The 14500-nt window shown below is 72.2% G+C and carries 14 protein-coding genes; 6 read left to right on the forward strand and 8 right to left on the reverse strand.

Translation table 11 applies throughout. The annotated features are described in order from the left end of the window. Positions 1 to 105: 105 nt before the first annotated feature. The gene (hutU, locus tag ACFYY7_RS18960) at positions 106 to 1767 is read right to left on the reverse strand and encodes a urocanate hydratase (RefSeq protein ID WP_388662776.1); all 1662 of its coding nucleotides are present in this window, start codon (positions 1765 to 1767) and stop codon (positions 106 to 108) included. A gap of 360 nt (positions 1768 to 2127) precedes the next feature. On the opposite strand from hutU, the gene ACFYY7_RS18965 reads away from it, so the two are divergent. After that, the gene (locus tag ACFYY7_RS18965; RefSeq protein WP_388663218.1) at positions 2128 to 2682 is read left to right on the forward strand and encodes a roadblock/LC7 domain-containing protein; all 555 of its coding nucleotides are present in this window, start codon (positions 2128 to 2130) and stop codon (positions 2680 to 2682) included. 12 nt (positions 2683 to 2694) lie between these two features. Here ACFYY7_RS18965 and ACFYY7_RS18970 read toward each other — a convergent pair whose 3' ends face one another. The 3 genes from ACFYY7_RS18970 to ACFYY7_RS18980 form a co-directional block, all read right to left on the reverse strand. Then, positions 2695 to 3261: a hypothetical protein gene (locus ACFYY7_RS18970; protein ID WP_388662778.1), complete on the reverse strand. Its 567-nt coding sequence runs from the start codon at positions 3259 to 3261 to the stop codon at positions 2695 to 2697. Positions 3262 to 3414: 153 nt separating this feature from the next. Then, a complete protein-coding gene (locus ACFYY7_RS18975) occupies positions 3415 to 4023 on the reverse strand; it encodes a hypothetical protein (RefSeq protein ID WP_388662780.1) in 609 nt (202 codons plus the stop codon). A 44-nt stretch (positions 4024 to 4067) separates the two neighbouring features. Then, positions 4068 to 4922, reverse strand: coding sequence for a MurR/RpiR family transcriptional regulator (locus tag ACFYY7_RS18980; protein ID WP_388662782.1), 855 nt, complete (start codon positions 4920 to 4922; stop codon positions 4068 to 4070). Positions 4923 to 5150: 228 nt separating this feature from the next. Here ACFYY7_RS18980 and ACFYY7_RS18985 point away from each other — a divergent pair, with 228 nt between their 5' ends. After that, positions 5151 to 5570, forward strand: a complete 420-nt coding sequence (locus tag ACFYY7_RS18985) for a hypothetical protein (protein ID WP_388662784.1) — start codon at positions 5151 to 5153, stop codon at positions 5568 to 5570. Positions 5571 to 5691: 121 nt separating this feature from the next. Here ACFYY7_RS18985 and ACFYY7_RS18990 read toward each other — a convergent pair whose 3' ends face one another. Next, entirely contained in the window at positions 5692 to 6453 is a 762-nt protein-coding gene (locus tag ACFYY7_RS18990) for an SDR family oxidoreductase (RefSeq protein ID WP_388662786.1), read from the reverse strand. Between the two features lie 148 nt (positions 6454 to 6601). Between ACFYY7_RS18990 and ACFYY7_RS18995 the strand changes: the two genes are divergently transcribed. Then, entirely contained in the window at positions 6602 to 7438 is an 837-nt protein-coding gene (locus tag ACFYY7_RS18995) for a helix-turn-helix transcriptional regulator (RefSeq protein WP_388662788.1), read from the forward strand. 344 nt (positions 7439 to 7782) lie between these two features. Here ACFYY7_RS18995 and ACFYY7_RS19000 read toward each other — a convergent pair whose 3' ends face one another. Further along, positions 7783 to 9189, reverse strand: coding sequence for a cystathionine beta-synthase (locus tag ACFYY7_RS19000; protein WP_351261348.1), 1407 nt, complete (start codon positions 9187 to 9189; stop codon positions 7783 to 7785). A 155-nt stretch (positions 9190 to 9344) separates the two neighbouring features. Here ACFYY7_RS19000 and ACFYY7_RS19005 point away from each other — a divergent pair, with 155 nt between their 5' ends. The 3 genes from ACFYY7_RS19005 (at position 9345) to ACFYY7_RS19015 (ending at position 12916) form a co-directional block, all read left to right on the forward strand. After that, positions 9345 to 10433 (forward strand): SGNH/GDSL hydrolase family protein, encoded by a 1089-nt coding sequence (locus ACFYY7_RS19005; RefSeq protein WP_388663220.1) that lies wholly within the window; start codon positions 9345 to 9347, stop codon positions 10431 to 10433. 122 nt (positions 10434 to 10555) lie between these two features. Further along, on the forward strand, positions 10556 to 11776 hold the full coding sequence (locus tag ACFYY7_RS19010; protein ID WP_388662790.1) for an acetyl-CoA C-acetyltransferase: 1221 nt from the start codon (positions 10556 to 10558) through the stop codon (positions 11774 to 11776). Positions 11777 to 12055: 279 nt separating this feature from the next. After that, positions 12056 to 12916: a hypothetical protein gene (locus tag ACFYY7_RS19015; protein WP_388662791.1), complete on the forward strand. Its 861-nt coding sequence runs from the start codon at positions 12056 to 12058 to the stop codon at positions 12914 to 12916. A gap of 75 nt (positions 12917 to 12991) precedes the next feature. Here the strand turns inward: ACFYY7_RS19015 and ACFYY7_RS19020 are convergent, their stop codons facing one another. Both ACFYY7_RS19020 and ACFYY7_RS19025 read right to left on the reverse strand, forming a co-directional pair. After that, entirely contained in the window at positions 12992 to 13309 is a 318-nt protein-coding gene (locus ACFYY7_RS19020) for a hypothetical protein (protein WP_388662793.1), read from the reverse strand. Positions 13310 to 13445: 136 nt separating this feature from the next. Beyond that, on the reverse strand, positions 13446 to 14333 hold the full coding sequence (locus ACFYY7_RS19025) for a Bax inhibitor-1/YccA family protein (RefSeq protein ID WP_388662795.1): 888 nt from the start codon (positions 14331 to 14333) through the stop codon (positions 13446 to 13448). Positions 14334 to 14500 lie beyond the last annotated feature (167 nt).

Genomic DNA, 14500 nt, shown 5'->3' on the forward strand with positions numbered 1-14500 from the left:
AACCGCTGTGGCCACCGGCGTCGGCGCGAGCGCCTGCGCCGCCCGTGTTCCCGGCCCCGGCCGTGATCCCGTTCCCGTTCCCGTTCCCGTTCCCGGTCTGAAGGCTCACTGGCCGTCCTCCGTCATCGGGACGCGCACGCCCTTGTCCGCGGCGACGGACTCCGCCATGTCGTACCCGGCGTCGACGTGCCGGATGACGCCCATGCCCGGGTCGTTGGTGAGCACCCGGCGGATCTTCTCGCCCGCCAGCTCCGTACCGTCGGCGACGGTCACCTGCCCGGCGTGGATGGAGCGGCCCATGCCCACACCGCCGCCGTGGTGAATGGAGACCCACGAGGCGCCGGACGCCACGTTGACCATGGCGTTGAGCAGCGGCCAGTCGGCGATCGCGTCGGATCCGTCGAGCATGGCCTCGGTCTCCCGGTACGGGGAGGCCACGGAGCCGCAGTCCAGGTGGTCGCGCCCGATGGCCAGCGGGGCGGCCAGCTCACCGCTCGCCACCATGTCGTTGAACCGCTCACCGGCCCGGTCGCGCTCGCCGTAGCCGAGCCAGCAGATCCGGGCGGGCAGCCCCTGGAAGTGGACGCGCTCGCCGGCCATCTTGATCCAGCGGTGCAGCGACTCGTTCTCCGGGAAGAGCTCCAGCATCGCCTTGTCGGTCCTGTGGATGTCGGAGGCCTCGCCCGACAGCGCCGCCCAGCGGAACGGGCCCTTGCCCTCGCAGAACAGCGGCCGGATGTACGCGGGCACGAAGCCTGGGAAGTCGAACGCCCGGTCGTAGCCCGCGAGCCGGGCCTCGCCGCGGATGGAGTTGCCGTAGTCGAAGACCTCGGCCCCGGCGTCCATGAAGCCGACCATCGCCTCGACGTGCTTGGCCATCGACTCCCGGGCGCGCTGCGTGAAGTCGGCGGGCTTCTCGGCGGCGTACGAGGCCATGTCGTCGAAGTCGAGCCCGAGCGGGAGGTACGACAGCGGGTCGTGCGCGCTGGTCTGGTCGGTGACGATGTCGATCGGGGCGCCCTCGGCGAGCATCCGGGGCAGCAGCTCCGCCGCGTTGCCGAGCAGGCCGATGGAGAGCGGGCGGCGGGCGTCCCGCGCCTCGGTGGCCAGCTGGAGCGCGTGCTCCAGGGAGTCGGCGCGCACGTCCAGGTAGCGGTGCTCGATCCGGCGCTCGATGGCGCGCGGGTCGCAGTCGATGCAGATCGCGACGCCGTCGTTCATGGTCACGGCCAGCGGCTGGGCGCCGCCCATGCCGCCGAGTCCGGCGGTCAGGGTGATCGTGCCGGCGAGGGTGCCGTTGAACTTCTTGGCCGCCACCGCCGCGAACGTCTCGTACGTGCCCTGGAGGATGCCCTGAGTGCCGATGTAGATCCACGATCCGGCGGTCATCTGGCCGTACATGGTGAGCCCGAGCGCCTCCAGGCGGCGGAACTCCTCCCAGTTCGCCCAGTCGCCGACCAGGTTGGAGTTGGCGATCAGGACGCGCGGCGCCCACTCGTGCGTCTGCATGACGCCGACCGGGCGGCCGGACTGGACGAGCATCGTCTCGTCCTGCTTGAGCGTCCGCAGTGTGCGCACCATCGCGTCGAAGGAGCGCCAGTCGCGGGCCGCCTTGCCGGTGCCGCCGTAGACGACGAGCTTGTCGGGGTGCTCGGCGACCTCGGGGTCGAGGTTGTTCTGGAGCATGCGCAGGGCGGCCTCCTGCTGCCATCCCAGGGCACTGAGTTCCGTACCGCGCGGTGCCCGAACGGGGCGGGGTCCTGACATGGAAATGCCTCCTCGCGACTGTAACTCCTCTATTCACATCCTGAAGGTCTGAATACTCGTAGTCAACAGCCCCGCGCCGTCGCACGGGGACGGACACCCGGCGCTCACCCCGCACACGGGTCGCCCGGCGCCCTCGCCACGCGCCCTCCGTACGCCTCCGTGCACCAGGGCATGTGCCCCTGGGGAATGCCCGAACCCCTGTCCAGGGAAAGCACGTTGCGTAGCCTCGTGGCCACACTCGCACACCGGGCCGGGAGGGGCGTCCGTATGCCCGCGGCCGCTGCGCCGCACCGGCTCGCAGACGCATGGGAGGCCCCTGTGATCCGAGCACTCAGGCTGCGCGCCGGGACGAAACCGCCGATGGCGCCCGAGGCGGAGGCCGAAGCCGAAGCGCAGGCGCGGGACGTCCTGGCCGAACTCCGGCGATTACGGACCCGGGTCCCGCTCCTGTCCGGCGCCCTGGTCGCCGGCACCGACGGGCTCGTCCTGGCCCACGACACCCCGGAGGTGGAGCCGGAGCGCGTCGGCGCGCTGACCGCGGCCGCGCTCGGCGTCGCGACGCGGATGGCGGAGGCGGCCGGCCGGGGCCGCTTCGGTGAACTTCTCGTACGGGGCGAGTCCGGCTGCGTCGCGTCGTACGCCGCAGGGCCCTCGGCCGTCCTCACACTGCTGGCCGGGGACCGGGTCGACGTCGGGGCACTCCACATCGAGGGCCGCCTCGCGGGCGCCCGCATCGGCGAGCTGATCGACGCCGCATCGCGCCGCGCCGCCCGCCCGGCACCCCCGTCTCTCACCTCCCAGCGGCAACCCCCGCACCCCGGCCCGCTGCCGTCCCAGCGGCAACCCCCGCACCCCGGCCCGCTGCCGTCCCAGCGGCAACCCCCGCACCCCGGCCCGCTGCCGCCCCGCTCCTGACGGCTGGCGGATTCAGCGCCGGCGCCGCGCCCCGCCGGGCGCGGCGTCCCCCGCCATCGGCCCGGTCGACCGGTACCCCTTGACCTGCTTGCCCGCGGGCCGCCCGCGCTCCACCCAGTCGGTCCGCACCCAGTACAGGGCGTCGTCCCGCTCCTCGCGCCGCCCGATCCGGACGGCCTTGAGCCAGAGCCCGGCGCCCGCCCCGGCGAGCACCAGCCCACCGGCCCCGGGCAGCAGGAACGCGCTGGCCACCGCCACGAGGAACGCGCCGAGCAGCCACCACCGGTGCCCGCGCCGCCAGTTGCGTACGGTCACGGCGCGGTCCTGGAGGAAGTCGGACCGCCCTGCACGCGTGGCGCCGCCGGCCAGCTCCGCGTACCGGCCGCCGCGCGAGAACGCCACCACCGCAGCGGTGATCAGGAAGAGCGCGGCCCCGGACAGCAGGCCGATCCGGCGCCCGGTGAGCCCCGGCACCAGCGCGCCGATCGCCGCGGCCAGCAGCCCCGGCCACCACAGCGGTGCGGCACCGGCCCGTACGATCACGGCCACCCTCGCCAACGACTGCGCTCCGCGTCCCACGTCCGTACCCCTCTCCTCAGCTCCTGGTGGAGCCGCCAACTCCTGATGAGCCCGTCAGCCCCTGGTGAGCCTTCCGGCCCGGAGGTTAGTGGCCGTAGATGAGCGGTGCCTGAGAATCGGCGAAGCCCCGGCGGCCACCCCGCCGCGCGCCCCTCAGCCCGTGATCCCCACCAGTCCGTTGCCGTTTTTGGCGCAGTGGAACCGGCCGGCGCAGCACCGCGCCCAGCCGTCGGACTCCGTGTCGGTCAGGGTCAGCCGCCCCCACCTGTCGCCCACCGGAGCATTCCCGCCCAGCCGCAGCCCGAGCGCGGGCACGGCCACGCCCGAGGCCGGCTCCGGCAGCCGCACCGCCTCCGGGAGCACCAGGAGCACCTCGTCGGCCGGGTGCCCGAACAGATCGACCCCGTCCCACACGGCAGCGGCCGCACCCGGCCCCGACACTGGACGCACCCGCTCCACCTCGACCCGTGCGAGCCCGTCGGCCGCGTCCGGGCCGCCACCGGCCATGGTCAGCCGGATCCCGTCGAACTCGGCCACGGTGTTCCATCCGGGCTGGAAGAGGTAGCCGCCGAGCCACGCGTCGTGGGCATGGCGGAGTTCGGAGTAGTCCTTGATCGTCAGCGACCCGCACTGCCGCCCCAGGTGGACCCGGTCCACGGACACGGTCAGCAGGTCATGGGCGGCATCGGCGCTCGTTCCGAACCGCAGCACCCCGGCCCCGGACGGCAGCGCCGCACCGATTCCCGGCAGCAGCTCCAGCACCGCGCCATTGTCCCCGGCCACGCCGGACGGCAGCCCCGGTCCCGTCACTCCACGAACAGCCCCCGCGCCGCCCTCGCGTCGAACTCCTCCAGCCATGCCTGCGCGTCGGGCAGGTCGTCGCACATCGCCTCCAGCAACACGCGCCCCAGCAGCATCGGCGCGCACGCCGTGTCGAAGGCGAGCCCGGTACCGACGGCGGCCGGGATCAGCAGATCGCTGTACTTGGCGACGGGCGCGAACGCGGAGTCCGCCACCGACACGACGGTCATCCCCTGCTCCTGCGCGTACGCGAGCGCGTCCACGACCTCCTTCGGGTGCCGGGGCAGCGCGAAGCAGATCAGCGCGGAGCCACCCGCCCGGCGCGCGGCGTCGATCCGGTCGCGCAGCATGCTGCCGCCCTCGTCGAGCACCCGGACATCGGGGTGGACCTTGGCCGCGAAGTATCCGAAGCCTCGCGCCTGCGAGGAGGCGGCCCGCAGCCCGAGCACCAGCAGCGGCCGCGAGGCCGCCAGCAGCCTGCCCGCCCGCTCGACGGGCCCGGGGTCGGCGAGCAGCTCGGCCAGGTGCCGCAGATTCTCGATCTCGCCGAGCACCGCCTGCTGGTACTCGTTGTACACGTCGTCCCCGTCCGCGCCCCCGGCCACGGACACGGGCTCGGCGGGTGCGACCTCCCGCAGGTGCTTGCGGAGCGCCGGGTAGCCGTCGAAGCCGAGCGCCACGGCGAACCGGGTGACGGACGGCTGGCTGACCCCGGCGAGCTCGGCCAGCTCCACGCTCGACAGGAACGGGACGTCCCCGGCCCTGCGCACCATCGAGTGCGCGATGCGCCGCTGGGTGGGTGTGAGCCGGCGCCCCTCGAAGAGCTGCTGCAACCGCGCAGCCGGGCTGCTCCCGCTCATGCTGTCCCCTCGGTAGTTTCCGGCGCACCGCGATCCGGCGCCGACAAATCCATTCAGCCAGCAAGGCGTCTGCATGTCCATATGCAGCCGGGGCAGCCGGCCGCCCCGGGCACCCTGCCCGAGGAACCGCCCGCCCGAAGCCCGACCCGAAGCCCGACCCGAAGCCCATCCCAAAGAGGGGGGTTAGCCCCACTGCCCGCGACGCCCGCGATTCGTACCGTAAAGGCCATGAAAGCCCGTGACCCCGAGCTCAGGAACGAGCTCGATGCCGCCCTGCATGCCCGTAGTGAGCTGGGTTCGGAGTACGAGCCCGCGCTCGTGGAGTCTTTTCTGGAGAAGGTCGAGCAGCAGCTCGACAGCACTCTCGACCGCCAGGTCCGGCGCCATCTCGCCGAACAGCGGGTGAGCGCCGCCAGGGGTGCGCACCCGTCGCAGTCGCTGGGGAATTTCGGCGAGCGCTACGGCTTCGGGATCATCTCGCTGGTCCTGGCCGTCCCGCTGTCGGCGATCGCTGCCGCGGCCGCCCACACCGGAGGCCTGATCGTCGCCTGGCTCGGGATCGTCGCGGTCAACGCCGTGCACGCGGCCCGCAACTGGCCGTGGGTCTCGCGCCGCCCCGGCCGCACGGGCTCCGACTGGGAGGACTGACGGCCGGGGAAGCTGACGGCCGGAAGGACCGACGGCCGGGAGGACCGACGGTGAGGGAACCGACGGGCCGGGGGAACCGACGGTCCGAGGGGGCTCGGAACCGTCCCGGGAATCCACGGCCCTACGCCTGGCGGGTGGGCTGCACGATCAGCTGGCGCAGGTTGATGTGGCGCGCCCGGCTGGTCGCGTAGGCGATCAGGTCGGCGATCTCGTCGCTGGAGAGCCCGCCGAGCGCGTCGAACATGCCGTCGAGCTGGCCGCTCAGCTCGGCGTTGTCGACGTGGCCGGCCAGCTCCGTGTCGGTGAGGCCCGGCTCGATGTTCGTGACGCGGACGTCACGCGGCCCGAACTCGGTGCGCAGCGACGTGGACAGGTACGTCAGCGCCGCCTTCGTCGCCCCGTACACGGCGTAGTTGGGGAACATGATGTGCGCGCCGATGGACGAGATGTTGACCAGGTCCGCGGTGCGGCCCTCGGCGGCCGCCGCCACCAGGTCGGCCGTGAAGGCCCGGATGATCCGCAGGGCGCCCGTCACATTGGTGTCGATCATCCGCTGCCACTCGTCGGTCCGGCCCTCGTCCACCGGGTTCGGCAGCATCACACCGGCCGCGTTGACCACCAGGTCCACCTGGCCGAAGGTGCTGTGCACCAGCTCGGCCGCGGCGTCGACGGACGCCTGGTCGGTGACGTCGGTGGCGACGGCGAGCGCCTCGCCGCCCGCCTCCTTGATGGCGGCGGCCAGTTCCTCCAGCCGCTCCGCGCGCCGGGCCAGCAGGGCGACCCTGACCCCCTGGGCGGCGAGCAGCCGGGCGGTCGCGCCGCCCATGCCGCTGGCGGCTCCGGTGATGACGGCGGTACGGCCTGCGAGAGTCGTGTACGACATGTCCGTGCTCCTTGTGCGCCTTGCGGCCCGGGCGTTCCCCCGGCCTGGTTCCACTCTGCGGGGCGGCCGACGGGTTACCCAGGGGGACGCTGTTCCTGGGTCTGCCAGTACCAGGCCGGGCGATCGCGGTTCTTCTACGATCGACGCCATGGAAGCTGACCTGGGGGATTTCCTCCGCTCACGCCGCGCCCGTATCCAGCCCGAGGACGTGGGGCTCCAGGCGTACGGCCGGCGGCGCGTGCCGGGACTGCGGCGCGAGGAGGTGGCGCAGCTCGCCGGGGTGAGCGTCGACTACTACATCCGGCTGGAGCAGGGGCGCGGCCCGAGCGTCTCGGACGCGGTGCTCGACGCGATAGCCCGGGTGCTGCGGCTGGACGAGACGGAGCACGCGTATCTGCGTACGGTGGCGCGCCCCAGGGCCGGCGCCTCGGCTCCGGCCTCCTCCCAGCGGGTGCGTCCGGGGCTGCGCCTGGTGCTGGACTCGCTGGCCGGTGCCCCGGCGTTCATCCTGGGGCGCCGGATGGACGTGCTGGCCTGGAACGCGCTGGGGGACGCCGTCCTCGGCTTCTCCCGGATGCCCGCCGCCGAGCGCAACATGCCGCGCCAGGTGTTCCTGGAGCCGGCGGCGCGGGAGCTGTACCCGGACTGGGCGGCGGTGGCGGCGGAGACGGTCGCGTATCTGCGGCTGTACGCGGGGCTGCACCCCAACGACCGGCAACTGGCCGCACTGGTGGGCGAGTTGTCGCTGAAGAGCGAGGACTTCCGCCGGCTGTGGGCGGACCATCAGGTGAAGTCGAAGACCGGTGGCGTCAAGCGCATCAACCACGCGGTCGCGGGTGAGCTGGTCCTGCCGTACGAGACGCTCGGCGCGGCCGGCGATCCCGGCCAGTCCCTGGTGGTCTACACCCCGGAGCCCGGCAGCGAGACCGCCGAACGCATCGCGCTGCTGGCGAGCTGGGCGGCCGCACCGGCACCGGCCGGCTGAGACACGTCCAGGGACCGCGCGCGTGGATGGACGGAGGCGCGCGTGTGCAGGGACGGAACCGCGCGCCTGCCCTGACGGATGTGTCGCGGGGACCGCCGCACCCCCGGTCGCCCGGGGGGCGGGACGACGGCGGTCCCCGCGAGAGACACGGTCCGGGTCGGTTCCGGTCACCGCGTCCTGGCGACGGTGGAGGTCCGGGAGCCGCTCCGTAGTCCGTGTCGCCGTATCGGGTGCCGGCGGGTCTCCCTGCCGGCACCCGTCAATCTGCCGGACTCGTGTTAAGCCGGTGCTGCGCGAACGTGTCGCGCTCGTACCGTTTTCGCGAAGCGGAGCCCCGCAGGGTGCTACGCCTTGCCGGCCGTCGCGTCCTTGGCGAGGAACGCCAGCAGGTCCTGGCGGCTGACCACGCCCTTCGGCTTGCCCTCCACCAGCACGATCGCCGCGTCCGCGGTGTTCGTGCCGCCGAGCACGGCCATCAGGTCCTCGACCGGTTCGCCGGAGCCGACCTGCGGCAGCGGCGGCGACATGTGCTTCTCCAGCGGGTCGGAGAGCGAGGCGCGCTGGGCGAAGAGCGCGTTGAGCAGCTCCCGCTCCACCACCGAACCGATGACCTCGGCGGCCATCACGTCCGGGTGGCCGGCGCCCGGCTTCACGATCGGCATCTGCGAGACGCCGTACTCGCGCAGCACGTCGATCGCCTCGCCGACGGTCTCCTCCGGGTGCATGTGGACGAGCGTCGGGATCGGACCGGCCTTGTGGTCGAGCACATCGGCGACGCGCGCGGACGGGCCGGTGTCCTCCAGGAAGCCGTAGTCGGCCATCCACTCGTCGTTGAAGATCTTGCTGAGGTAGCCGCGGCCGCTGTCGGGCAGCAGGACGACGACCACGTCGTCCGGGCCCAGGCGGCTCGCGACCTCCAGGGCGGCGACGACCGCCATGCCGCAGGAGCCGCCGACCAGCAGCCCCTCCTCCTTGGCGAGGCGGCGGGTCATCTGGAAGGAGTCCTTGTCGGACACGGCGACGATCTCGTCCGTGACCGTGCGGTCGTAGGCGCTCGGCCAGAAGTCCTCGCCGACGCCCTCGACGAGGTAGGGGCGCCCGGAGCCGCCGGAGTAGACCGAGCCCTCCGGGTCCGCGCCGACCACCTTCACCGATCCGCCGCTGATCTCCTTCAGATAGCGGCCGGTGCCGCTGATCGTGCCGCCGGTGCCGACGCCCGCGACGAAGTGGGTGATCTTCCCGTCCGTCTGCTCCCACAGCTCGGGACCGGTGGTCTCGTAGTGGGAACGCGGGTTGTTGGGGTTGGAGTACTGGTCCGGCTTCCAGGCCCCCGGCGTCTCGCGGACCAGGCGGTCGGAGACGTTGTAGTAGGAGTCCGGGTGCTCGGGGTCAACGGCCGTCGGGCAGACGACGACCTCGGCACCGTAGGCGCGCAGCACATTGATCTTGTCCAGGGACACCTTGTCCGGGCAGACGAAGATGCACTTGTACCCCTTCTGCTGGGCGACGATCGCGAGGCCGACGCCGGTGTTGCCACTGGTCGGCTCGACGATCGTGCCGCCGGGTTCGAGCTCGCCGCTCTGCTCCGCGGCCTCGATCATCCGCAGGGCGATGCGGTCCTTGACCGAACCGCCGGGGTTGAAGTACTCGACCTTGGCCAGGACCGTCGCCTGGATGCCGGCCGTCACACTGCGCAGCCTCACCAGCGGGGTATTGCCTACGAGACTGATCATCGAATCGTGGAATTGCACCGTGTACTCCGGGGTCTCCGAGATGGTGCGGCAAGGGTATGCGTACGGGGACGGGATTGGGCGAAGCGATTGAGCAACGGTCACTGCGGGGCAGTTAGCTGTATGTACGGCGGTACGGCGACGAGGAGGTGGACCGGACTGTGTCAAGGGCAAGGGTGGCACGGCGGATCGCGGCGGGCGCGGCCTATGGCGGCGGCAGCATCGGATTGCTCGGTGCGGCGGCGGTGGGCGTCCTGCTGGCGGAGGTCCAGCTGGCGAAACGGCAGGTGGGCGGCGGGATCGCACCGGTTCCGCCGAGCGCGGACGGGCGGTACGGGGTGGCGTTCGCCGGCCCCGCGGAACCGTTGCGGCTGGGGTTGTTGGGTGACTCGACGGCGGCCGGGCAGGGGGTGCGCCGGGCCGGGCAGACCCCGGGGGCGCTGCTCGCCTCGGGGCTCGCGGCGGTGTCGGAACGGCCGGTGGATCTGCACAATGTGGCGCAGCCGGGCGCCCGGTCGGACGATCTGGAGCGGCAGGTCTCGCTGCTGCTCGCCGACGCCTCCCGTCCGCCGGACGTCTGCGTGATCATGATCGGTGCGAACGATGTGACGCACCGGATCCCGGCCACCCAGTCGGTGCGCTGTCTGACCACCGCCGTGCGCAGGCTGCGTACGGCGGGCGCGGAGGTGGTGGTCGGCACCTGCCCGGACCTGGGCACGATCGAGCCGGTCTACCAGCCGCTGCGCTGGCTGGCCCGGCGGGTGAGCCGGCAGCTGGCGGCGGCGCAGACGATCGGCTCGGTGGAGCAGGGCGGGCGCACGGTATCGCTGGGCGATCTGCTCGGGCCGGAGTTCGAGGCCAATCCGCGGGAGCTGTTCGGGCCGGACAACTACCATCCGTCGGCCGAGGGGTACGCCACGGCGGCGATGGCGCTGCTGCCCACGCTCTGCGCGGTGCTGGGGCTGTGGCCGGAGTCCGAGCGGCTGGACGGGGCCCGGCGCGCGGACATGCTGCCGGTGGCCAAGGCGGCCTCCCAGGCGGCCAAGGAGGCCGGTACAGAGGTCACCGGGGCCCGGGCGCCGTGGGCGCTCCTCAAGCAGCGCAGGCGGCGGCGTCTGCCCGCGGCCACGGAGCCCCACCCGCAGCCGGAACCGCACGGGGAACCACGCGATCTTCCGGCCGGTTCCCCGGCCGGTCCACCGGCCGGTCCCAGGCTTGTCGAGCGGCCCGCCGAGCAGCCTGCCGACCGGCCACCAGTCGACTGAGCGGTCGCTTAGAAAAGAGGTCGGCGTCACATGCGCAGCCCGGTGACCCAGCGTCTACGTACAGGTAACTTCCAAGTCAGCACCTGCCCGAACCCGCCTTCCAGCCCTCATGGAGCCGCGTGATGCCCGAAGCCGTGATCGTCTCTGCAGCCCGTTCCCCCATCGGCCGGGCCTTCAAGGGCTCGCTCAAGGACCTGCGCGCGGACGACCTGACCGCCACGATCATCCAGACCGCGCTGGCCAGGGTTCCCGAGCTGGACCCGAAGGACATCGACGACCTGATGCTCGGCTGCGGCCTCCCCGGCGGCGAGCAGGGCAACAACCTGGGCCGGATCATCGCCGTGCAGATGGGCATGGACCACCTTCCCGGCTGCACGATCACCCGCTACTGCTCGTCCTCCCTCCAGACCAGCCGTATGGCGCTGCACGCCATCAAGGCCGGCGAGGGCGACGTCTTCATCTCGGCCGGTGTCGAGATGGTGTCCCGCTTCTCGAAGGGCAACTCCGACAGCTGGCCGGACACGCACAACCCACTGTTCGCCGACGCCGAGGCCCGCACCGCGGCCCGCGCCGAGCGGGGCGGCGACGACTGGCACGACCCGCGCGAGGACGGCGTCGTCCCGGACGCGTACATCGCGATGGGGCAGACCGCGGAGAACCTGGCCCGGCTCAAGGGCGTCACCCGCCAGGACATGGACGAGTTCGGCGTCCGCTCGCAGAACCTCGCCGAGGAAGCCCTCAAGAACGGCTTCTGGGAGCGCGAGATCACCCCGGTCACCACCCCGGACGGCACGGTCGTCTCGAAGGACGACGGCCCGCGCGCGGGCGTCACCCTGGAGGGCGTGCAGGGCCTGAAGCCGGTGTTCCGCCCCGACGGCCTGGTCACCGCGGGCAACTGCTGCCCGCTCAACGACGGCGCCGCCGCCCTCGTGATCATGTCCGACACCAAGGCGCGCGAGCTGGGCCTGACCCCGCTGGCCCGGATCGTCTCGACCGGCGTCTCCGGCCTCTCCCCCGAGATCATGGGATACGGACCGGTGGAGGCCAGCAGGCAGGCGCTGAAGCGGGCCGGGCTGACCGTCGACGACATCGACCTGGCGGAGATCAACGAGGCGTTCGCCGCCCAGGTGATCCCCTCCTACCGCGACCTCGGCCTGCCGCTGGAGAAGGTCAACGTCAACGGCGGCGCGATCGCCGTCGGCCACCCCTTCGGCATGACCGGCGCCCGGATCACCGGCACGCTGATCAACAGCCTGCAGTTCCACGACAAGCAGTTCGGCCTGGAGACCATGTGCGTCGGCGGCGGCCAGGGCATGGCGATGGTCATCGAGCGGCTGAGCTGAGCCACCGGCCGAGGCCGAGCCGGGCGGCCCGGACCTGACAAAGCCGTCAGCGGGCCCACGCCCCGCACGATGGCCGGTTCCGAGCCCCGACCGTGACCGAATCTCCCCCAGGATGTGACCTATCTCCTGGGGGAGAGTCATTCCCGCAGGTCACACCCACATCAGGGTTAAACCCCAGGCCCAAAGACCTGTCCAATTCGTGACGTAATGCACTGACACAGGGCGCAGGTAGGGGACAAGCTGATGTAGGAAGTCGGGGGATCGATTGAAACCGGGAGTATGTCAGTGAGCGCCATGTCTCTTGCCCTGTTGCTGACCACCGCCGCCGCCACGGCCGTGGGCGCCGCTGCTCTGCACGCTGCTCACGGGCTGCGCAAGCAGGTCACGGCCCTTCGTACCGAACTGTCCGAGGCCCGCGCGCACGGCATCACCGTGCCCGCGCAGAGCCGCAGCACCCTCACCCCGGTCGCCGAGATACGCGCGGCCGTCGCCGAAGCGCTGGCCGAGGAGCGCGAGCGCGAGCTCGCCGAGGCCCGTGCCTTCTGGGCCACCCAGGAAGCGCGTGACGCCGCCGACGCCCCGTCCCTGCTGGGCGGCCTGACCGGGGTGGGCGAGGACGCGCCGTTCTTCATGCCCCGCCAGGCCGACTTCGCGGGCCTGGACGCGATGGACCTCGACGCCACCGAGGCCCTCGACGAGCTGGTGGAACTGACGGAGCTGGCCGACATGACCGAGCTGCCCGGACCGGCGGAGTTCGCCGAGGACTCCCCCGAGCTGGCCGCCGCCCGTCGCCGGCACCCCTCGCACCCCGACTTCGTACCGGTGCAGACCCCGGTCGTCACCGACCACGAGCGCACCGTGAACCGCCTCGAAGAGCTCGCCGACAGCCGTACGGAGCTCGCCGATGTGCGCCCCGGCCCGCTCGGCACGCTCGACGTCTACGTCTTCGCCGACGGCACCACGCTCTGCATGACCCCCGGACACCGCGAGACGGCCGAGCGCCTGGCCGGTTCGCTGCGCGACGGTGAGCACCCGGTGCTGCTGGGCGGTTCCGGCGTCTCCGGCGCGTACGCCCTGACCTTCTCCTGCGGCAAGGAGAACGTCTACATCCTCGCCGACCGGGTCATCGCCTCGTTCTGAAACCCCGGCATCCGGACGCAGCGGCCCTCGCCGGCCGCCGGCCCCGGACCGATCCCCCCGGAGCACCACCCGCCGCTACGCGAACGCGCGTGCGGCGGCCTCGTCCACGAATTGCACGGCCTCGTCGAGCTCGCCCGACGGGGCCTTTTCCAGTGCCACCGCCAGATCGCGCCCCGCCACGGCCAGCTGGTCACCGACCGAGAAGAGCCCGGCGTCCGGCAGGGGGCGCGGCTCCCGGTCCGGCGCCTCGATCCGCTGGGCGCGCAGCGCCAGCTCCCGCGCCGCGGCAAGCCCCTCGGCAGCAGCTCCGCGCTGCAGACGGCTCTGCGGGGCGGCGCGCAGCCGGTCGGCGAATCGGTCCACGGCGATGATCAGCGGGGTCGTATCGAGCACTCCGCGACCCTACGCTCCCCGGCAGGACGGTCACCAACGGGCCGATGCACGGGCACACGTGGAAACGCCTGCGAGAACGGGGAACGGCCCGCAGGCACAGTGCCTGCGGGCCGTTCCGTCGTGCGGGTGCGGACGATCAGTCGTCGCCGCTGAGGATGGAGAACAGACGCAGCATCTCCAGGTAGATCCACACCAGGGTCATGGTGAGGCCGAAGGCCGCCAGCCAGGACTCCTCGCGGGGCGCGCCGTAGGCGATGCCGTCCTCGACCTGCTTGAAGTCCAGGGCCAGGAAGCACGCGCCGAGGATGATCCCGATGACACCGAAGAGGATGCCGAGGCCACCGCTGCGGAAGCCCAGGCCGTCACCGCCGCCGAAGACGGCGAACAGCAGGTTGACCACCATCAGGAGCATGAAGCCCACGGCGGCGGCCATCACGAAGCCGTAGAAGCGCCGGGTGACGCGGATCCAGCGCATCTTGTACGCGAGCAGCACACCGGCGAAGACACACATGGTGCCCATCACCGCCTGCATCACGACGCCGGGTCCGATGTACGTGCTGACCGCGCTGGAGATCACTCCGAGGAAGACACCCTCGAAGGCCGCGTACGAGACGATCAGCGCCGGCACCGGCCTGCGCTTGAAGGACTGGACGAGCGACAGGACGAACGCCACCAGGGCGGCGCCGATCGCGATGCCGTACGACTTGCCGAGGTTCGCCTCGTCGACCGGCAGCAGCGCCCAGGCGAGCACGGCGCCGAGCACCACGGTGCCCAGCGTGATCGCGGTGCGCGTGACGACGTCGTCGATCGTCATCGCGCCGGTGCGCGCCGGTGCCTGCGGGGCGCCGTACTGGGCGTCCGGCTGGGCGTAGGGGTTGGTGGCGTACGGGTTCGCGGCGGTGCCCTGCGCGTACGGGTTGGCACCCGCTGCGGGGGCCCCGGCCTGCGGCGCCGCGTTGAAGCCCGCGTATCCGTTGTCGCGGCTGAAGCCCCGTCGCGAGAAGACCGGGTTGCTGCTCCTCATCTCACTCCTCCATGGCCACCCTGCGTGGCCTTCCCACAAGAGTAATGGGTAGGCAAAAGAATCAGACTAGTGCTTGGGGAGGATCTTTCTGGAAACCCGTACGGAGAAGACCCGCAAACCTGTCGGAAACCGGTCGGGATCGATAGCGGGCGGCTCTGCCGCCGGCT

It is taken from the genome of Streptomyces sp. NPDC001933 (genome assembly GCF_042890955.1).
GTDB lineage: Bacteria > Actinomycetota > Actinomycetes > Streptomycetales > Streptomycetaceae > Streptomyces.

Coding starts and splice junctions, on each gene's coding strand:
- ACFYY7_RS18965 (WP_388663218.1), top strand. CDS start 2,128: ATGGCGCCCGAGGCGGAGGCCGAAGCCGAAGCGCAGGCGCGGGACGTC.
- ACFYY7_RS19025 (WP_388662795.1), bottom strand. CDS start 14,333: ATGAGGAGCAGCAACCCGGTCTTCTCGCGACGGGGCTTCAGCCGCGAC.
- ACFYY7_RS19010 (WP_388662790.1), top strand. CDS start 10,556: ATGCCCGAAGCCGTGATCGTCTCTGCAGCCCGTTCCCCCATCGGCCGG.
- ACFYY7_RS18985 (WP_388662784.1), top strand. CDS start 5,151: ATGAAAGCCCGTGACCCCGAGCTCAGGAACGAGCTCGATGCCGCCCTG.
- ACFYY7_RS18995 (WP_388662788.1), top strand. CDS start 6,602: ATGGAAGCTGACCTGGGGGATTTCCTCCGCTCACGCCGCGCCCGTATC.
- ACFYY7_RS19015 (WP_388662791.1), top strand. CDS start 12,056: ATGTCAGTGAGCGCCATGTCTCTTGCCCTGTTGCTGACCACCGCCGCC.
- hutU (WP_388662776.1), bottom strand. CDS start 1,767: ATGTCAGGACCCCGCCCCGTTCGGGCACCGCGCGGTACGGAACTCAGT.
- ACFYY7_RS18980 (WP_388662782.1), bottom strand. CDS start 4,922: ATGAGCGGGAGCAGCCCGGCTGCGCGGTTGCAGCAGCTCTTCGAGGGG.
- ACFYY7_RS18990 (WP_388662786.1), bottom strand. CDS start 6,453: ATGTCGTACACGACTCTCGCAGGCCGTACCGCCGTCATCACCGGAGCC.